At 65.5% G+C, this 20,078-nt stretch carries 10 protein-coding genes and 3 tRNA genes; 10 read left to right on the top strand and 3 right to left on the bottom strand.

Annotated elements, in window-relative coordinates; genetic code table 11:
• Nucleotides 1-3,195, top strand: a complete 3,195-nt coding sequence (locus tag C1H84_RS03025; protein WP_244910790.1) for an ATP-dependent helicase — start codon at nucleotides 1-3, stop codon at nucleotides 3,193-3,195.
• Nucleotides 3,192-6,536 carry an ATP-dependent helicase gene (locus C1H84_RS03020; protein ID WP_113606488.1) on the top strand — a complete coding sequence of 1,115 codons (3,345 nt, stop codon included), beginning with the start codon at nucleotides 3,192-3,194 and terminating at the stop codon, nucleotides 6,534-6,536. The genes C1H84_RS03025 and C1H84_RS03020 overlap by 4 nt, the downstream gene beginning before the upstream one ends.
• Nucleotides 6,537-6,539: 3 nt before the next feature.
• Here C1H84_RS03020 and C1H84_RS03015 read toward each other — a convergent pair whose 3' ends face one another.
• Entirely contained in the window at nucleotides 6,540-7,892 is a 1,353-nt protein-coding gene (locus tag C1H84_RS03015) for a phosphotransferase (protein WP_244910789.1), read from the bottom strand.
• A gap of 228 nt (nucleotides 7,893-8,120) precedes the next feature.
• Here C1H84_RS03015 and nudC point away from each other — a divergent pair, with 228 nt between their 5' ends.
• The 3 genes from nudC (at nucleotide 8,121) to C1H84_RS03000 (ending at nucleotide 11,831) form a co-directional block, all read left to right on the top strand.
• Entirely contained in the window at nucleotides 8,121-8,975 is an 855-nt protein-coding gene (gene nudC / locus C1H84_RS03010; RefSeq protein WP_052772419.1) for an NAD(+) diphosphatase, read from the top strand.
• Complete coding sequence (locus tag C1H84_RS03005) at nucleotides 8,975-11,098, top strand: ATP-dependent DNA helicase UvrD2 (RefSeq protein ID WP_113606487.1); 2,124 nt, start codon at nucleotides 8,975-8,977, stop codon at nucleotides 11,096-11,098. The genes nudC and C1H84_RS03005 overlap by 1 nt, the downstream gene beginning before the upstream one ends.
• Nucleotides 11,099-11,219: 121 nt before the next feature.
• Nucleotides 11,220-11,831 carry a M48 metallopeptidase family protein gene (locus C1H84_RS03000; protein WP_113606486.1) on the top strand — a complete coding sequence of 204 codons (612 nt, stop codon included), beginning with the start codon at nucleotides 11,220-11,222 and terminating at the stop codon, nucleotides 11,829-11,831.
• Between the two features lie 107 nt (nucleotides 11,832-11,938).
• Here the strand turns inward: C1H84_RS03000 and C1H84_RS02995 are convergent, their stop codons facing one another.
• The gene (locus C1H84_RS02995) at nucleotides 11,939-13,381 is read right to left on the bottom strand and encodes a zinc-dependent metalloprotease (RefSeq protein ID WP_047119534.1); all 1,443 of its coding nucleotides are present in this window, start codon (nucleotides 13,379-13,381) and stop codon (nucleotides 11,939-11,941) included.
• Between the two features lie 177 nt (nucleotides 13,382-13,558).
• Between C1H84_RS02995 and C1H84_RS02990 the strand changes: the two genes are divergently transcribed.
• The 5 genes from C1H84_RS02990 to C1H84_RS02970 all read left to right on the top strand — a co-directional run bounded on the left by C1H84_RS02990 (nucleotide 13,559) and on the right by C1H84_RS02970 (nucleotide 19,165).
• Nucleotides 13,559-14,674 carry a YlbL family protein gene (locus C1H84_RS02990; protein ID WP_052772418.1) on the top strand — a complete coding sequence of 372 codons (1,116 nt, stop codon included), beginning with the start codon at nucleotides 13,559-13,561 and terminating at the stop codon, nucleotides 14,672-14,674.
• 212 nt (nucleotides 14,675-14,886) lie between these two features.
• Nucleotides 14,887-17,847 carry a UPF0182 family membrane protein gene (locus tag C1H84_RS02985; protein ID WP_231735932.1) on the top strand — a complete coding sequence of 987 codons (2,961 nt, stop codon included), beginning with the start codon at nucleotides 14,887-14,889 and terminating at the stop codon, nucleotides 17,845-17,847.
• Nucleotides 17,848-17,911: 64 nt separating this feature from the next.
• Nucleotides 17,912-17,985 (top strand) — tRNA-Met (locus C1H84_RS02980).
• A gap of 842 nt (nucleotides 17,986-18,827) precedes the next feature.
• Nucleotides 18,828-18,904, top strand: a tRNA-Met gene (locus C1H84_RS02975).
• Between the two features lie 184 nt (nucleotides 18,905-19,088).
• Nucleotides 19,089-19,165 (top strand) — tRNA-Met (locus tag C1H84_RS02970).
• Nucleotides 19,166-19,346: 181 nt separating this feature from the next.
• Here C1H84_RS02970 and C1H84_RS02965 read toward each other — a convergent pair.
• A complete protein-coding gene (locus tag C1H84_RS02965; RefSeq protein ID WP_047119532.1) occupies nucleotides 19,347-20,078 on the bottom strand; it encodes a PspA/IM30 family protein in 732 nt (243 codons plus the stop codon).

Here is a 20,078-nt window from a genome sequence, read left to right as displayed (position 1 = left end):
ATGCACGACGTACCCGCCGAGGAATCGGCCCCGCTGCTGGAAACCCTGGCCGGCGCACGAACCCCCATGCTGGTCGCCGGTGCCCCCGGCACCGGCAAGACCACCGCGCTCATCGACACCGCGGTGGCCCGCCTGGACGACGGTCTGGACCCGCTCTCGCTGCTGGTCATCGCGCCCACCCGGCTGAGCGCCGCGGCTATCCGCGACGAGCTCAGCCGCCGCGCCCAGCGCACCTTCACCGAACCGGTGGTCCGCACCTGGTCCGCCTACGCGTTCGACCTGATCCGCCGTGCCCGGGTCGAGGGGCTGCTGCCCTTCGTCGAGCGCGCCCCGCGGCTGCTCTCGGGCCCCGAGCAGGACACCCTCATCGGCAACCTGCTCGAAGGCCACGCCCAGGGCCTGACCCCGGGCCCAGGCTGGCCTGCCGACCTGAAGCTGGCGGTGGAAACCCGGGGCTTCCGCAAGGAGCTGCGCGAATTCTTCGACCGCGTCTCGGAACTGGGCCTGGACCCGGCGGACATCGCCGACTACGGGCAGGCCGCCGCCCGCCCGGAATGGCTTGCCGCCGCCCGGTTCTACCAGGAGTACCGCGACCTGCTGGATTTGGGCAATGCCGAAGCCTTCGACCCGGCGGGGCTGATCACCCGCGCCGCGCAGCTGCTGGAGGAGAACCCCGACTTCCTGCACGCCGAGCAGGACCGGCTGGCGCTGATCCTGGTTGACGACCTGCAGGAAGCCACCCTGTCCCAGCACCGGCTGCTGGCGCTGCTGGGCCGCGACCGCCCGCTGCTGGCCTTCGCTGCGCCGGACAGCGTGGTCCAGGGATTCCGCGGCGCCCGCGCAGACCAGCTGCACCGCTTCTCCGCCCGCTACACCAGCGCCGACGACGCGCAGATCCTCGAACTGGGCACCGGCTACCGGATGGGCCCTGAAATCACCGAGGCCTGGCGCCGCATCGTGCGCCGCATCCCGGTGGCCACCGGAACCCGTGGCCGCGCCGTGGAGCCGGTGGCGGCCGCCGGCGCCGGGGCCGCGCAGGCGCTCACCTTCGAGAACTCCACCCTGGAAGAGCGCTTCATCGCCCAGCGCATCGTGCAGCTGAACCTCTTCGAAGGCAAGGACCTCTCGGACATCGCCATCGTGGTGCGCAACGGTTCCCAAGTGCGTTCGCTCAGCCGCTTCCTGGAAGGCCAGGGGATCGCCGTGCAGGTGCCCCCGGCCGAAATCCCGCTCAAGGACGAATCCGCGGTCCGCCCGCTGCTGGACCTGCTGGACCTGGCGTTCGCCGACGGGGCGGGCGAGGATCCGCTGCTGATGCAGAACCTGCTGCTCTCGCGCTACGGCATGAGCACCGCGCTGGAAATCCGCCGGCTGCGCCAGCTGCTGCGCCAGCAGGAGTCGTCCCGCGGCGGTCGGCGCTCCAGCCAGGAGCTGCTCGAAGCCTGCCTCGCGGAGCCGGAGCTCGCCGCGGACCTGGGTAAGCCGGCCTTCGGGCTGCAGCGTCTGCTGAAGATGTACACCGCGCTGCGCGAGGAGCTTGCCTCCGGCACCGCCACCCCGGAAACCGCCCTGTGGGTCATGTGGGAAGCCTCCGGGCGCGCCAAGGCCTGGCGGGAGGAAGCCCTAGGGGCCGGAACCACCGCACGCCGGGCCGACCATGACCTGGATGCGGTGCTGTCCCTGTTCCAAGCCGCCGAGCGATTCGTCGACCAGCTGCCCGGAGCAAGCGTGGAGCAGTTCATCGAGCACATCCTGCACCAGGAGCTGCCCATGGACTCGCTGGCCAGCCGCGGCTCCGGAGGCCAGCACGTCACGGTGCTGACCACCGCGGCAGCCGCCGGCAAGCAGTGGCCCATCGTCTTCATCCCGGGGCTGCAGGAAGGATCCTGGCCCAACCTGCGGCTGCGCGGCGAACTGCTGGGCTCGAACGCGCTGGCCGACGTGGTGGAGCACGGCATCGGGTTCCTGGCCACCCGGACCCCCACACACCTGGTCCGCCAGATCCGCAGCGACGAGCTGCGCAGCTTCAGCAACGCGGTCTCCCGCGCCAGCTCCCAGCTGATCTGCACCGCCGTGGACAACGAGGACTCCCAGCCTTCCTCCTTCATGGACCTGGTGGATCCGCCGGGGGATGAGGGCCGCGCCCCGACCCCGGTGCCGCGCATCCGCGCGCTACCCGCCCTGGTGGCGGAGCTGCGCAATACCGCAGAACGCGCCAAGGCCGCGCAGCTCGGGGCGATCGCCCCACCGCCGCAGGTCAGCGCCGACGACCTGTACCGGGATGCAGCCCAGGTGCTCTCCGGGCTGGCGGCGCAGCCGCGCATCGTCCGCGGGGCGCACCCCTCCTCCTGGTGGGGCATGCTGCCGTTGAGCAGCCATGGGCCGGTCATCCCGGAAGGCCAGCCGCGCAGGATCTCGCCCTCCAAGGTCGAGACCCTGGTCAAGTCGCCGCTGAACTGGTTTGTGCAAAGCGCCGGAGGCACCGCGGCCCACGACTTCGCAGCCTCCCTGGGAACCCTGATCCACTCCATCGCGGAGGAACACCCCGAGGCCAGCAGCTCGGAATACGAGCGCATCCTAGAGGAGCGCTGGCCGGAGCTGGAGAAGCCGGAGAACTGGGAAGGCCAGCGGGACTTCGACCGGGCCAACTCGATGCTCAAGAAGTTCGCCCAGTATTGCGTGGCCTCCCGCCAGGAAGGCCGCCGGCTCGTGGCCCGCGAGCTGCCCTTCAACGTGGAGGTCCCCACCGGCGGGGATCCGGTGCAGATCCGCGGCATCATCGACCGCGTCGAGGCCGATGCCAACGGCAGGGTCACCGTGGTGGACCTGAAGACCGGTGCCTCGGCGCCGAGCAAGAACGACGTGCTGGAGCACGCCCAGCTGGGCGTCTACCAGACCGCCATCCAGCTCGGTGCCCTGCAGGAGCACGAGCAGACTGCCGGGCTCTCGGACGACCCCGCCGGGGCGACCCTGGTCTACGTGGGCACCTCCGCCAAAAGCCCCGCATTGCGCGACCAGCCGGCGCTGGGCCAGGAAGACTGGGCCCGCAAACTCATCCTGGAAGCCGCCGAGCTGATGGGCCACACCGAATTCACCACCCGGCATGTGGCTGGATCCGCAGGCCTGCTGGGCAGCTGCACCCTTCCCGAAATCTGTCCGCTGTGCAACGAAGGACGACAGGTCACCGAACCATGAGCATGATCAAGTACACCCCGCAGGAGCTCTCCGAGGCGCTGGGGGAGAAGTTCCCGCCCACCAAGCAGCAGGCGCAGATCATCAGCGCCCCGCTGGAGCCCATGCTGGTTATCGCCGGCGCCGGATCCGGCAAGACCAAGACCATGGCTGACAAGGTGGTCTGGCTGGTCGCCAACCAGCTGGTGCGCCCGGAGGAAATCCTCGGAGTGACCTTCACCCGCAAGGCCGCCGGCGAGCTGTCGGTGCGCATCCGCGCAAAGATCGCCCAGCTGGTGGCCACCGGACTGCTCAGCGAGGAAACCACCCGGGACTTCCTGGACCCCGCGGTATCCACCTACCACTCCTACGCCAACACCCTGGTCCAGGACCACGGGCTGCGCCTCGGACTGGAGGAGGACACCGTGCTGCTGGGCGCCGCGCAGTCCTGGCAGCTGGCCCACACGGTGCTTGAAAGCTATACGGGGGACTACCGCCACCTGAACAGCGCCACCAGCACGCTGATCGACGCCATCGTGTCCTTCAGCTCCGAAGCGGCCGAGCACCTGCTCACCGCGCCCGAGGCGCACGGCTGGATCGACGACCTGGTGGCCCGGCTGCGCACCTTGCCGATGGACCCGGAGAAGAACAAGGCGCCCACGCAGGCCGCCCTCAAGCTCATCGACAAGCTGGCCTCCCGCGCCACCATCGCGCAGCTGGCCGAGGACTACGCGGCGCAGAAGAAGAAGCTCGGCGTCATGGACTACGGCGACCTGGTCGCCCACGCAGCGACCATCGCCCAGCAGGTTCCCGCCGCGGCGCTCGCCGAACGCACGACGCACAAGGTGGTGCTGCTGGACGAGTTCCAGGACACCTCGCACGCCCAAATGGTGCTGTTCTCCGAACTCTACGGCCAGGGCCACCCGGTGACCGCGGTGGGCGACCCCAACCAGTCGATCTACGGCTTCCGCGGAGCCAGCGCCGGGCAGCTGTTCCGCTTCCCGGAGAAGTTCCCGATCCACCGTCCCAACGGCCGCGAACTGGCCCACGTCAACCACCTGACCATCGCCTGGCGCAACACCGTCAACGTGCTGGAGGCCGCCAACGCCATCACCGGCGGCGGGGCGCAGCAGTCCACCGGGCCGGTGGCAGTGAAGCCGCTGGAGCCCTCGGCCTTCGCGCTGCCCGGGCGGGTGGTGCTCAACCGCTGCGCCACCGTGCGCCAGGAAGCCGAAGCCATTGCCGACCTGATCCAGGGCGAAGGCTTCGTCGCCGCCGATGGCACCGTGCTCACCAGCGCCGTGCTTTCGCGCAACCGCGGGCAGCTCGCCTCCATGGCCGAGGTGCTCGACGAGCGCGGCATCGCCTACCAGTTCGTGGGCCTTTCCGGGCTGCTCAGCACCCCGGAACTGACCGATTTGGTCGCTTGCCTGCACGTGCTGGTGGATCCGCTGCGCTCGGACAAGCTCATGCGGCTGCTGGCCGGCGCGCGCTGGCGGCTGGGCCCCGCGGACCTGACTGCCTTCGCGGACTGGTCCCGGCAGCTTGAACGCCGCCGGGCACGCGGACTGAACCCGCAGGAGATCCAGAACGAGACGGGGACGGAATCCGAGCCTGCGCTGGAAGCCGTCCGCGCGGAGCTGAACGACGGCGCCAGCCTGGTGGAAGCCCTGGACTACCTGCCGCCGGAGCACTGGACCAGCGGCGACGGACGCCAGCTCAGCGCCGAGGGCCGGGCCCGGCTGGTCCGGCTGCGCGAGGAGCTGGCCGGGCTGCGGCTGCTGGCCAACGACGACCTGGACACGCTGATCCGCGAGGTCGAACGATCCATGAACCTGGACATCGAGGTCGCCGCCCGTCCGTGGGTCGACCGCGACAAGTCCCGGGCGAACCTCGATGCCTTCGCTGACGTGGTCCGCGAATACTGCCGCAACGCCCCGCGAGTGGAACTGGCCGGATTCCTGATGTGGCTGGAACAGGCAGCCGAAAAGGAAAAGGGCCTGCCGCTGCCGGGCGAGGACGCAGACCCGAAGGCGGTGCAGCTGCTCACAGTGCATGCCTCCAAGGGCCTTGAATGGGACACCGTGGCGGTCATGTCGATGAACGACGGGGTGTTCCCGGGATCGAAGTCAGACCGCTGGACCAGCGGCGACAAGGCGGTCCCGTGGCCGCTGCGCGGCGATGCCAGGGATCTGCCGCAATGGGACACCGACCAGTCCTCGCTCAAGGAGCTGCTCGAAGCCGAATCCATGTTCACCTCCGATGTGGAAGACCACCACATCGCCGAGGAACGGCGCTTGGCCTACGTGGCGGTGACCCGCGCCAAGACCCTGCTGATCTGCAGCAGCAGCATCTGGACCAACAGCCGGACCAAGCCGACCGACCCATCGTTGTTCTTCAGCGCGCTGATGCCGCTGGCCGAGGGGGAGCACCCGCGGGCTGAGATCGGCGTGTGGGTGAAGGACGAGGATGCGCCGGAGCAAAACCCCAGCCGCATGACGCCGCTGGAGGCCGATTGGCCCTATGACCCGCTGGCCGGGCCCGAGATCCGCGGCGGCGTGGCCAAGAGCCCGCACCCGTATTCGCGGCGTGAGGTGCTCCAGGAACTTGCAGATGACGTCCTGTCGCCGGGCACCGGCCGCGAGATCAGCACCGACGTGGGTCGAGCCTGGGCCGAGGAAGCGCGGCGCCTTCTCGCCCAGCGTGAATTCCTGGCCAACCGGGAACGCGGCATCGAAGCGCCGGAACACGTGCGCGCCTCGCTCTTCGTCGAACTGGCCGAAGACCCCGTCGAGGTGCTGGAGAACCTGCGCCGGCCGGTGCCTCGCCGCCCGGGCCTGGCGGCCCGCCGCGGCACCGCGTTCCATGCCTGGATCGAGGAGTACTACGAGAAGACCTCGATGCTGGACTTGGGCGACATCATGGAGCCGGCCGACAGCTATCTGGACGACGCGCTGGACTTGGCAACCATGAAGGAGGCGTTCCTCGCCAGCGAATGGGCGCAGCTTCAGCCTGCCTATGTTGAAGTGCCGCTGGAAACGCGCGTGGGCCCGGTGGCAGTGCGCGGCCGAATCGACGCGGTGTTCCGCCTGGAGGACGGAACCTGGCTGATGCTCGACTGGAAGACCGGACGGGTGCCCTCGGGCAAGGACTTGAAGAGCAAGCTGGTCCAGCTGGCCGTTTACCGGCTGGGCTGGTCCAGGCTCCACGGCATTCCGCTGGACCAGATCAAGGCCGCGTTCTACTATGTTGCCGCGGGCGTGACGATCCATGCGGAGCACCTGTCCGGCGAACAGGAGCTCGAGGAAATGATCACCACTGCGTTCGAGCAGCTGGAAGAAGGGGAGCCGGCCGGCACCCCGTAAGCGTCACTTGGCGGAGTCGTTTCCATCCGTGTCGGAGGGGGACGATTCCTTCGCCGGAGCTGCGCCGTCGGGTGCCGCGGAACCAGCCTGGTTCCCGGTTTCCTGCGCGGCGGTGCCGGTCTTGGAATCATCGGCGGGCTTCTGTCCCTCGTCCTTCAGGCCAGGCGCTGCGGTGGACTGCTCCTTGGAATTGTCCAGGGTGCTCGACTCCGGGCCGTTCGAGTCGGAGCTGTCCTGCCCTGCGGCAGGAGCGGCTGCAGGAGAATTGCCACCCAATGCGGTGACCTTCAACGAATTGATGGTCGGCGCCGAAGACTTCGGCACCATGACCGGACGTTCGGTTGCAGGGGTCGGCTGCGCCGGGCTTGCGGCCGGGGTTGGTGCCGGGGTGCTGAGCGGACGCGGGGCCTCGACGACGGACAGCGGCTGCCCGCCGTATTCGGCGATATTCCGGTCCAGCTCCTGGAGCATCTCCTCGGCTTCGGCGATGCGCTCGGCATCCTTGCTGTCCAGCGACTTGACCAGCCACTGGGCCAAGGCGAACTCGGCGGCCAGCGCGGCGCGGCGCATGATGTGCGGGTCGGCGGACTTGCCACGGGCCTCCACATAGGCGGCGAATACGCGCTCGCTGAAGTTCTGGTCCTCGATGGCTGACAGCCACGCGAAGTCATCGGCGGGATCCCCCACATGCAGGTCGGTCCAACCCTTGACCGCAGAAATGCGCGACTGGGAAATCTGGATCTGCTCTTCATCGAAATCGCCGTGCACTACCGCCGCGTTGAAGCGCCACAGTGCAACGTCTTCCATGGCGTGTTCCCAGCGGCGCAGCAGCCGGCTGGGGACCTTGCCGGTAGCGGCGGCTGTATCCAGCTCGTTGAGCTTGCGCTGGCGCACCTCGTCGGCGGTGTAGGTCGGAAGCCCCGCGATCTCTACAGACTCGTCCGGGATCTGGTGGATCGCCGCCATGCACTGGCCCAGGGCCGTCGCCAAGCGGCTTCCCTCGTCAACCAGTTCGTCCAGGCTCGGGACACGGCCCGGGAGATCCTTGTAGACGAAGGTGCGCAGCGAACCCTGGCGCACCGTGCCGGCAACGCTGGGCAGCGCGAACGGCAGGGAAGCGCGGACCTTCGCGGAGAAGGCGCGCAATGCCGACAGTTCGGCTTCAAGCCTCATGCTCGCTTCGTCATGGCGCGGCGAACGCACGCGCCAACGGTGCTTCTGTGCGTCGATGAGCAGAGCTGAATCGAAATCTTCTGCATCATCGGATAGCGCGGCAAAGCCCACCGGGGACAACCCGGGTACAGCAGCGGTGGCAATAGCGGCGAGTTCCATGGCAGAGCGTTTCACAATGTCCACCGTATGCGAGATTCCTTTCTGCATCGTTGAATGACGCACGGAAGATAGGCCGTTTCCCAGCGAAATTCGGGTGTTGCGATGAAGATCATTGTCAATTATTTCCACAGCGTATTGCTGCCGCGGTCCCCGCTGCTCGAAGTGCACTAGGTTAGAAGTATGGCGCTGGCAGACATTTACCGTTCACCGATTAGTGGTTTGAGCTTTTCCCGGTCACAGATTCAACGACCTTTGACCGAACAGGACGATCCGGAGAAGCTGCCCCGCGCGCTTGCCGAAGCATCAACCCGGGTCATGCTGCTTTCCGAAACCGGTGCCGCCGTCACCGGCGACGGGCTGCTGTTCCTCGACGGCCCCGACTATACCCCGCAGGCCCAGGACCGCCAGGTGTACCTCGGAACCCACGGAACGAGCACCTACGTGCTGGCCATCGTCCAGGCGGAGCACTACCCGCAGATTGAACGCGCGCAGTGGATTAGCCTGCGCGAGGCATTCACTGTCCTTGACGACATCGAGGCCGAGCTTTTCGTCGAATCCCAGGCCATCGCGAACTGGATCCGTACCGAGAAGTTCTGCCCCCGCTGCGGGTCGGAAACCCGGTCGGCCACCTTCGGCTGGGGGCAGCGCTGCATGGCGAACGACCATGAGCTGTTCCCGCGCACCGATCCGGCGGTCATCGCCGCAATCATCGACGCCGAGGACCGCATCCTGCTCGGGGCCAACGCGGCGTTTCGAACGCACATGTACTCGGTGCTGGCAGGTTTCGTGGAAGCCGGAGAGTCGCTGGAATCCGCGGTACGGCGTGAAATCTTCGAGGAATCCGGCGTCCAGGTGGGGGACGTGGCCTACCGCGGCTCCCAGCCCTGGCCGCTGCCGCGTTCGCTCATGCTCGGCTTCACCGGTGAAGCGCTGAGCACCGAACTGGTCCCGGACGGCGCTGAAATCCAGGACCTGCGCTGGTTCACCCGTGAACAGCTTGCCGCCGAGCTACGTGCCGGCAGCTTGCAGATTCCCCGCGGTGCGTCCATCGCCCATGCACTGATCAAGTCCTGGTACGGCGAGGACCTTCCGGAGGCATCCAAGTAGTGAGCTCGTACGACAACCCTCCACTGCACGACCTGCTGGCAGGCCTCGACGCCGAACAGCGGCAAGCCGCCGAAACCCTGCGCGGGCCGCTGTGCATCCTGGCTGGTGCCGGCACCGGAAAAACCCGGGCCATCACGCACCGCATCGCCCACGGCGTCCATTCGGGCATCTACAACCCGACTAGCGTGCTGGCCCTGACCTTCACCACGCGCGCCGCCTCGGAGATGCGCACCCGGCTGCGCCAGCTCGGGGCCGCCGGGGTCCAGGCACGCACTTTCCACGCCGCCGCGCTGCGCCAGCTGCAGTACTTCTGGCCCCAGTCCATCGGCGGAACGCTGCCGAACCTGGTGGAGCACAAGGCTCCGCTGATCGCCGAGGCCGCGCGCAGGTTGCGCATCTCCAGCGACCGGGCCATGGTGCGCGACCTGGCCGCCGAGGTTGAATGGGCCAAGGTTTCCATGCATTCCCCGGAAAGCTACGCCAAAATCGTTGAAAGCCGCGAAATGCCCAACGGCCTGGCCCCGGTAAGCATGGCCAGGATCTTCCAGACCTACGAGGAACTCAAGGACGACCGCAGCGTCATCGACTTCGAAGACGTGCTGCTGCTGACCAGCGCCATCCTTGAAGAAGACGAAAAAGTCGCGGCGAGCGTGCGCCTGCAATACCGCCACTTTGTGGTCGACGAGTACCAGGACGTCTCGCCGCTGCAGCAACGGCTGCTTGACCTGTGGCTCGGCGCGCGCGACGAGCTGTGCGTGGTCGGCGATGCCTCGCAGACCATCTACTCCTTCACCGGAGCGCGCCCGGACTACCTGCTGAACTTCGGCACCCGCTTCCCGGAAGCCAAGGTCGTCAAGCTCGTGCGCGACTACCGTTCCACCCCTGAAATCGTGTCCCTGGCCAACAAGGTGCTTGCCACCCGCCGCATCGAGACCGCGGTGCCCGACCGCACCGTCACCTGGCCGGAGCCGCTGGAACTCATTGCCCAGCGCGACCACGGGCCAGAACCCGAGTTCTTCGAGGCCACCGACGACGAGAACGAAGCCGACGAGGTCGCCCAGCGGATCAAGATGCTGGTCAAGCAGGGCCAGGACATCTCAGAGATCGCGGTGCTCTACCGCACCAACGGGCAGTCGCAGGCCTTCGAGCAGGCGCTGACCGCCCACTCGATTCCGTACGTCATGCGCGGAGCCGAACGCTTCTTCTCACGCCGCGAGGTCAAGGAGGGAATGCTCGCCCTGCGCGCCGCGCTGAACGTCTCGCAGGGTGACGACGTGGCACAGCTGGTCCGCGACGTGCTTTCCTCCCACGGTTATTCAGCCAACGCGCCCAGCGGCGGCACCGGCGCCGTGCGGCAGCGCTGGGAATCCCTGTCGGCCCTGGTGCGCCTGGCCGATGAACTCGTCGAGGGCCGCAAGGCGCAGGGGGAGAAGGCGACCTTGCACGATGTGGTCCGCGAGCTCGAAGAACGGGCGGCGATCCAGCACGCACCGACCCTTGACGGCGTGACGCTTGCGTCCTTCCATGCCGCCAAGGGCCTGGAATGGGACGTGGTGTTCCTGGCCGGTCTGAGCGACGGACTGGTCCCGATCACCTATGCCAAGGACCAGGCCGGATACGACGAAGAGCGCCGGTTGCTGTATGTCGGCATCACCCGTGCACGGATCCGCTTGTACCTGTCCTGGTCGCTGGCCCGGACCCCCGGCGGCCGGGCCCACCGCTACCCGTCGAGGTTCCTGGACGGCATCAAGTCGGTCCGCCAGGCCAGTAGCCGGCAGCAGGCCCCGGTCAAGCGCCGCGAGCAGAAAGTGACCCCGGCGGTGTGCAGCACCTGCGGTTCATTCCTCACCAGCGCCAAGGAGCGCAAGCTCAAGCGCTGCTCCTCGTGCCCGGCCACCTACGACGAAGCCCTCTTCGAAGCGCTTCGGGCGTGGCGCTCGCAGGTCGCCAGCACGAACTCGGTTCCCGCCTTCGTGATCTTCACCGATGCGACGCTGATGGCGATCTCCGAGCACCGGCCGACCTCCGAGCAGGCGCTGGGCAAGATCTCCGGCGTGGGCCGCACCAAGCTGGAGCGCTACGGCCAGGCAGTGCTGGAAGTGCTCTCCGACCACCTCGGCTAGGCTCTGCACAGCCCGCGCCGGCGACGGCGCAGCCGTGATACCCGCAGCCTGTCCTGAACCGCAGTCCGGGGCCCGATTCCGGGCCCCGGTTTCCTGCCCCAGCTCTGAAGGGAACGCACCCATGCCAGCCTTGCCAAAAACCGTGGACTTCCTCGCCCCGGACGAGATTCCGGTGCGCATCGTGCGTTCGGCCAAACGACGGAAGACGATCTCGTCCCAGTGGAGGGAGGACCGTCTTGTCGTCCAGGTGCCTGCGGCGCTGGATGAACGCTCCGAACAGATGCTGGTCGATGAGATGGTCAAGAAATATCGCCGGAATCGTGTGCAGCGGGCCGAAGCCACCAGCGATGCGAGTCTCGAAGCCCGGGCTGAGCAGCTGGATCGGCGCTATTTCGGCGGCTTGGCCCAGCCCGTCTCGGTGCGCTGGGTAAACAACCAGAACAAGCGCTGGGGTTCGGCTAGCGTGTATCAAAAGACAATTCGGCTGTCCTCGAAGCTGCTGCACACCCCGCAGTGGGTGCAGGACTACGTGCTGGTGCACGAACTCGCGCACCTGATGGCGCCCAAGGACGGGCACGGGGCCAAGTTCCAGGCGCTGCTGGACAGGTTCGAGCGCCGCGCCGAGGCGGACCAGTTCCTGGCAGGATTCAGCGCAGGGTTCCGGGCACACGCAGCAGAAAACGGGCAGGGCGCAGCCGAGGCCGGGGGATTCGACGGCGACGAGGACGAATAGTCGTTCCCGCACGATCGCTCGTCGAATCCGGGGCTCACTAAAAAGAGTGCGGGCACCGAACCGGGAAGTTCGGTGCCCGCACCTGTCAGCTGGTCTCCGCCAGGCGGTTATGCCTTGGGATCCTGCGGATCTTCGTCGTTCTTGTCCTTCTCGTCCTTCGGCGCCTCGGCGAGCGGGTCGATGCCGTCGAATTCGCCGTCGAGCAGCTTGCCCAAGGCCACGTCGAACTCGTCGAATTCATCAGCTGCCTCTTCGCGGCGCTTGGTGAATCCGGCGGGATCGCTCAGGTCCGTCTGGGTAGGCATCAGGTCAGGATGGTCCCAGATCGCGTCGCGTCCTTCGATGCCGCGTTCCTCGAACAGGTGCTCCCACAAGGCGGCTGCCTCGCGCAGCTTGCGCGGGCGCAGCTCCAAGCCGACCAGTGCGGCGAACGTGGACTCTGCCGGGCCGCCCGAAGCGCGGCGGCGGCGCATGGTCTCGCGCAGGTGGCCTGCGAACGGCAGGTTCTGAGCCGCTTCGGAGACTACATGGTCGACCCAGCCTTCGATCAGGGCCAAGGTGAGCTCCAGGTTTTCCAGGGCCTTGTCCTGGGCCTGGGTGCGCTGCGGGGTGAACAGACCCTCGCCGAGCATGGACTGCAGGGCCTCGGGGTTCGACGGGTCGATGCCGCGAACGGCTTCTTCGATACGCGACATGTCGATGTGGATGCCGCGGGCGTAGGACTCCACTGCGCCGATGAGCTTGGAGCTCAGCCAGGGCACGCGGTTGAACAACCGGGCGTGGGCGCTTTCGCGCAGCACTGCGTAGAGCAGCACTTCCTGCTCTGGAATTTCCAAGCCGTCGCCGAACGCGGCGACATTGGTTGCCACGATGCCCGGGGTGGTGCCGGCCAGCGGCAAGCCGATATCGGTGCCGCCGAGCACGTCCTTGGCCAGCTCGCCCAGAGCGGAGCCGAGCTGCATGCCGAACATGCTGGCGCCGAGGTTGCGGAACATGCCGTCGGCGTTGCCGAGCATGCCCTTCATCTCCTCGGGGATCTGGTCCTTCATGGCGCTGGTGATCGCCTGCGCCACGGATTCCGCCACCGGCTCCGTGATCTTTTTCCAGGTGCCCAGCGTCTTGTCGTACCAGCGCTTGCGGGTCCAGGACTCGATCGGGGCGGAACCCGTCTCGAAGGCGGTGGCGTTGTTCAGCCAGAGGTCTGCCAAGTAGGAGGCATCGGTGATCGCGCTCTGGCGTGCGACCGACACCTCGGGGTCGTCGCTGGCATAGGCCTGCAGGGCAGTGTCCGAGGCGAGTTTCCAGTTCACCGGACCGGATGAGGCATTGCTGCTCATCATGGCCGACATCATGGCTTGCGCCTGCTGCATCATTTTCTGCATTGCCGCAGGGTCGCCCTGGGCTCCCAGCGCATCCCTCAACTGAGGTGGAAGATTGTTTGGGTCGAATCCGCTGCCGAAGAGCTGACCAAACATCGCAGAGAACGGATCCTGCGGGTTGTTTTCGTCGTCGTTACCGTCGGGGCGGTTATTCGGGGGGTTCTGTGCCATGTACTTAAAGCTACCGCCTGCGGCTGGGAGTTCGCAGTCGGAACGGCCCCAGTTCGCTTTCGGCACATAGATTATGCACGCTTCCTCATGAATTTCACAGCATCGCTTCAGTAGGGTTAACAGTAGCCTTGCCATTCTTGGCATTGCTGCATCAAACTTCGGTCAGGAGCAGGGTACGTGTACGAACAGGAACCAGTCATTTCAGCCAGCGACTCGGCTCCCACCGGCGCGCCTGGCAAGGGTTCCCCGGGAGTGCGACGCACCAGCGCCGGAATGGTAGCCCTGCTGCTCATCGGCGTGATGATGTTCCTGCCCACGAACTTCGTGATCCGCTCGCCGGGGCCGGTGCTCAACACCCTTGGCGAAGTCGACGGCACCGAACTGATCACCATCGAGGGCGCCAAGTCCTATGAGTCCGAAAGCACACTGGACATGCTCACGGTGTTCGTCCAGGGCGGCGGCACCAACCGGGTGACCATCCCGGTGGTGCTTGAGGCGCTGTTCAACCCGACGAAAGACATCGCCCCCGAGGAAACCGTCATCCCGCGCGGCGTGACTACCGATGAGCAGTCTGAGCAGAACGACATGCAGATGGTTTCCTCGCAGGACCAGTCGGTGGCCGCTGCGCTGACCGAGCTGGGCTACGACTTCAAGACGTGGCTGGATGTTGCAGGCTTCGCCACCGAGACGAACCAGTCGGTCCTCAAGGAAGGGGACCGGCTGCTGAAGTTCGAGGGCAAGGACATCACGTCGCTTGAGCAGCTGAAGGCTGACCTGGACAAGCACGGCGAGGCGCCGGCGACGATGACCATCCAGCGCCCCGGCGGCAAGGACAATGCCAGGCAGATGGACGTTGAAGTTTCCACGACGCTGGGGGACACGGGCAACCGGCAGCTGGGCGTGCTGCTGAACACCACCCATGATTTCCCGATCGACGTGAAGTTCGGAGTCGAGAACATCGGCGGCCCCAGTGCCGGCATGATGTTCGCCTTGGCGATCATCGACCGGCTCACCGAGGGATCCCTGGCCGGGGACCACCATATTTCCGGAACGGGAAGCATCGACCAGGCCGGCAACGTCGGTCCCATCGGCGGCATCGCCCAGAAAATGGTCTCCGCCAAGAAAGAAGGGGCGACGGTGTTCCTGGCCCCGGCGGAGAACTGCTCGGAAGTCGTCGGGCGAGTTCCCGACGGCTTAGATGTTGTCAAGGTATCGACGTTGCACGAAGCTCGCGAAGTCCTTGAAAAGGTCGCCGGCGGCGCAGATCCGGCCAGCATGGCGACCTGCGAATAGATTTAGCTGCGCATCACGGGAAGAATGTGGTGCAGGCAGCAAGACTGGTGCGTATCGCTCGCACGTGGATTAGGTACATGAGTTCTGACGTGAAAGCAGCGTCTGGGACACAAGGTAAGGAATAAATAGTGTCATACGGATCGGATACACCGTCCGGGGGCCCACCGCGGCCCCGCCAACCGCAGCAACCGTCCAGGCCCTCGGGCAAGAAGGTGTCGCCGCTGACTCTGACCATCTTCGCGGTGGTCATCCTGGTCGCGGTGTTCGTTTTCCTGTCCAATTTCTACGCAGATATCCTGTGGTTCAATCAGCTGGGCTACTCCGAGGTCTATTGGACCGAACGCATCGCCAAGGTGGTGATCTTCCTGATCGCCCTGCTCCTCATGGCCGTCCCGATGTGGTTCTCCATGCGCAGCGCCTACAAGCACCGTCCGGTGTACGCGCCGGACGGCGGGCGCGCAGACTCGATGTCGCGCTACCAGAGCCAGCTGGAGCCGGTGCGCCGTTTCCTGATGATCGGCATCCCGCTGGTGGTCGGCATCTTCGCCGCCGTGGCTGTCGCCGGCCAGTGGAAGACCATCCTGCTGTTCCTCAACCGCACCCCGTGGGGCAGCACCGATCCACAGTTCAACATGGATCTGTCCTTCTTCATGTTCTCGCTGCCGTTCATCGCGCTGCTCAACGGATTCCTGATTTCGGTAGTCCTGCTCAGCGGTGTGGCCGGTCTGCTGACCCACTACCTGTACGGCGGCATCCGCGTTGAGGAACGCGGCGGCATCACCATCGGCAAGGCCGCGCGTGTGCACACCGCGATCGTGGTGGCGGTCTTCCTGCTGCTGCAAGCCGTGAACTTCTGGATCGGGCAGTACGAAACCCTGACCGACCAGTCCGGCCGCGTGGCCGGTGCACTGTACCGCGACGTGCATGCGGTGATCCCGGCCCAGATGATCCTGGCGATCGTCGCCGTGCTGATTGCCATTACCTTCGTGATCGCCGCCATCACCGGCCGCTGGCGCCTGCCGCTGATCGGCACCGCCATGCTGGTGATCACCATGATCGTCGCCAGCGGCGTCTACCCGTACATGGTGCAGCAGTTCCAGGTCGTGCCTTCCCAGCGTGCGCTGGAAAGCCCGTACATCGAGCGCAACATCGAGATGACCCGACAGGCCTACGGCCTGGACGACATCGAGGTCACCCAGTACGACGCGACCGTGACCACCGAGAAGAACGCGCTGGCCGAGGAAACCGCGACCACCGCGAATATCCGCCTGCTGGATCCGAACCTGGTGTCCGCCGCCTTCGCGCAGCTGCAGCAGTTCCGCGGCTACTACACCTTCGCCGACACCCTGAACGTGGACCGCTACAAGGTCGACGGCAAAGTGGAGGACACCGTGATTGCGGCCCGCGAAGTGAACGTTTCGCCGACCGACACCTGGGTCAACCAGCACATCTCCTACACCCACGGCTACGGCCTGGTGGCCGCCTACGGCAACCGCGTCGCGGCCGGCGGCCGCCCGGACTTCATGCTCGGCGGCATCCCGACCAGCGGCACCCTGGCCAGCGACAAGGACTACGAGCCCCGCATCTACTTCGGCGAGAACTCGCCGCAGTACTCGATCGTCGGCGGCCCGGACGAGGGCTGGGACGACCGCGAGCTGGACCGCCCGAGCACCAGCGGCGACTCCCAAGACACCCGCTACACCTTCACCGGCGACGGCGGACCGAACGTGGGCAACATGTTCAATCGCATCGTCTACTCGCTGAAGTTCGCCTCTACCGACCTGTTGCTTTCGCAGGACGTTAACGCCGATTCGCAGATCCTCTACGACCGCGATCCGCGTGAGCGCGTCAGCAAGGTCGCACCGTACCTGACCTTGGATTCGAACGCCTACCCGGCGATCGTCGACGGTCGCGTGCAGTGGATCATCGACGGCTACACCACGTCGAACAACTTCCCGTACTCCCAGCAGCAGCAGCTGTCCTCCGCGGTCACGGATTCCCTGACCAACGCCCAGGACATCGATGCGCTCAACGGACGCGTGAACTACCTGCGCAACTCGGTCAAGGCCACGGTTGACGCCTACGACGGCTCGGTGAAGCTGTACGCCTGGGATGACGAGGATCCGCTGTTGAAGTCCTGGCAGAGCGTCTTCCCGAACACCATCAGCCCGATGTCGGACATGTCTGCGGAACTGATGGAGCACGTTCGCTATCCGGAGGACATGTTCAAGGTGCAGCGCGAGGTCCTTTCGACCTACCACGTTGACGATCCCGGAACCTTCTACGAGGCCAACGATGCCTGGGCCGTCCCGGACGACCCGACGACCGCGAACACAAAGGTCAAGCAGCCTCCGTTCTACATGTCGCTGAAGATGCCAACGCAGGACGAGGCATCGTTCTCGCTGACTTCGACGTTCATCCCGGCCAGCTCGGCCAGCGGCCAGCAGCGCAACGTGATGTTCGGCTTCCTCGCAGCCAATGCGGATGCTGGAACCAAGGCGGGCGTCAAGGCCGAGGACTACGGCAAGCTCAGGCTGCTGGAACTTCCGACGGACACGGCAGTGCCGGGTCCGGGCCAGGCCCAGCAGAACTTCGACACGAACACCAAGGTGACCCAGGAGCTCAACCTGCTTCGCCAGGGTGCCTCGGAAGTCAAGAACGGCAACCTGCTGTCGCTGCCTGTTGGCGGCGGTATCCTCTACGTGCAGCCGGTCTACGTCCAGTCCTCGGGTGCCACGAGTTACCCGACGCTGCGCAAGGTGCTGGTGGCCTTCGGTGACCAGGTCGGCTTCGCCGATACGCTTGCCGAAGCACTTGACCAGGTGTTCGGTGGCGACTCGGGCGCTGTGACCGGTGAAACCGGCGCCAAGCCTGGTGAGAAGCCGAGTGACGGCGACAATGGATCGAAGCCGACGCAGACCGACGCCCAGAAGCTCTCTGATGCTCTGAACGCCGCGAACGCTGCGATCAAGGCCGGACAAGAAGCCTTGGCCAAGAACGACTTCGCCGCCTACGGCAAGTCGCAGAAGGATCTGGAAGCCGCACTGCAGAAGGCCATCGAGGCCGATGCAGCTATCAACGGAACCCCGGAGAAATCCGAGACCCCGGCCCCGGAACAGGGCAGCGAACAGGGAACTGAATCGCCTGCCCCTACCGACGGGAACAACGGTTAATCCAGTTGGCACGAATGCCCGATTTGCGTTTCACTCCGCGATGATGCAATAATTGACTAGTCATCGCGGGGTGGAGCAGTTCGGTAGCTCGCCGGGCTCATAACCCGGAGGTCAGAGGTTCAAATCCTCTCCCCGCCACGAAAGCCAAAAAGACGGAAGCGTAAGCTTCCGTCTTTTTGCATTTCCGAGCGGTGGGTTCGCGCGATGCCCACGTCAAGGAGGCGGATTTTTCCGAGGTGCCGGTGGCCGTGCTCGGGGCGCTTCGCGCAGCTCAATACCAATGGAGCGCAGTCTTCCGGCCCGGTGCATCTCCAGGGCGGGCGGGTTAGGATCGGGTTCAATGCGGCTTCGGCTTTCAGTAGTCTGCGCAAGGTTCAGCAAATCAATCCATACCGCGAATCGCGCCCTGCTCATTTCCCACGTAAGACGCTGTTATCCGCCGAGCCATTGAGCGGCCGGGGCTAGCTGGAAGAACTCCGCAATGAATTCCATCCGGAATGCAGGGGAGTAGCGGTATCACTTACTGGCAGCGCACAAGCGCAGCCTTTGGCCGACTGCGCGCTACGGGGTGCGGAGGCGGCCGTGAGGCTCCCCGGCGCCGTTCTGCAGGGCGAAGGAGCAGCGTCAGGGGGTCGGAGGCGTAGGGGTGATCAGGCCCACCAGAGGAATGCGCCCCGACGTCCTGCTCACAGTTGCCCTGAGGCCTTTTCGAGGACTTCTGTCAACAGCGGCCCTTGCCATACGGTTTCGGTTGACTCGACTCATGGCCTCGCTCCGGCTGTTTTCCATGATGGACGGGAGGGACAGTGGCCGCCGGCGGCCGGGTCACTGGTTGTATCGCCGCACACTTTTCCGCCAGAATCTGCGACATCATATTGCCGGCGTGAGCCCGATGGACACCTGAAGGCTGTCGGGTGACGAAAGCCACCGTCGCTCGATTCGCGATTCGGTTTCCCTGTTGGTAATGTTGTATTTACCGACGCGGGGTGGAGCAGTTCGGTAGCTCGCCGGGCTCATAACCCGGAGGTCAGAGGTTCAAATCCTCTCCCCGCCACCAAGGCAAAAGACGGAAGCGAAAGCTTCCGTCTTTTTTCATTTCTGGGCTGGCGGTATCGAACCCGGCCGAAGTCGATGTCCTGGAATATTCCACAGGGGAGTGTCCTCCGAGTTGCATGGTGATGGACGACACGGGTCCCGGATTCGCGTAAATGGTTACGCATTGGTAATGTTGTATTTACCGACGCGGGGTGGAGCAGTTCGGTAGCTCGCCGGGCTCATAACCCGGAGGTCAGAGGTTCAAATCCTCTCCCCGCCACCAAGGCGAATGGAGATCCGAAAGGGTCTCCATTTTGTTTTCCCGGCAAAGTTCACCGGACACGTGCCGGCAGGGTCGCACTGCGCCGGTTGGCTAAAACGGGAAAGGGGCTCGAGCCTGGCAAGACAATGACAATGTCTTGCCAGGGCTCGAGCCCCTTTCCGGCGATCACGCCGGCAGGCGTCTAGCCTTCCAGCTGGCCGGTCTGCTTGGCCTTCAACGCTGCCAAGCGGGCCTCGACCTCGGTCTGCTCACCGAGATCCTCCAAGGACTCAAACTGTGCATCCAGGCTGGAGGACGCTAGCTCTGCCGCACCGCGGACCCGAGCCTCTTCGCGACGGACCTTTTCTTCGAAGCGACCGATCTCGCTGGACGGATCCATGATGTTGACGGCCTTGACCGCCTCATTGACCTGGTTCTGGGCGTGAGCGGCCTTGGAACGGGCGACCAGCTCATCGCGCTTGCTGGAGAGCTCGGTACGCTTTTCCTTCATCTGGTTCAGGCCGGTCTTCAGCTTCTCGACGATTTCACGCTGGGAAGAGATCGTCGGCTCAGCAGTCTTCATCTCCGATTCAGACTGCATCTGGCGCTGGATGGCCACCTTGGCCAAGTTGTCGAACTTGGCCGCATCGGCGGCGTTTCCTGCGCTGCGGAACTCATCAGCCTTGTTGGAAGCAGCTAAGGCCTTGTTGCCCCAGTCTGCTGCGGCTTGCTGGTCTTCCTTGTAATCGTCTTCGATCATCCGCAGGTTGCCGATGGTCTGGGCAATCGCCTGTTCGGCTTCGGCGATGTTGTCGTTATAGTCCCGAACCATCTGATCCATCATCTTCTGGGGATCTTCTGCGGAATCAAGCAGTGCATTGATGTTGGCCTTCGCCAGCTGGGAGATACGTCCGAAGATTGACTGTTTGGTCAT

The organism is Glutamicibacter soli, from assembly GCF_003309065.1.
Lineage (GTDB): Bacteria > Actinomycetota > Actinomycetes > Actinomycetales > Micrococcaceae > Glutamicibacter > Glutamicibacter soli.
Note: the sequence above shows the minus strand (reverse complement) of the source record. Positions and strands in the feature narration are given on the sequence as shown.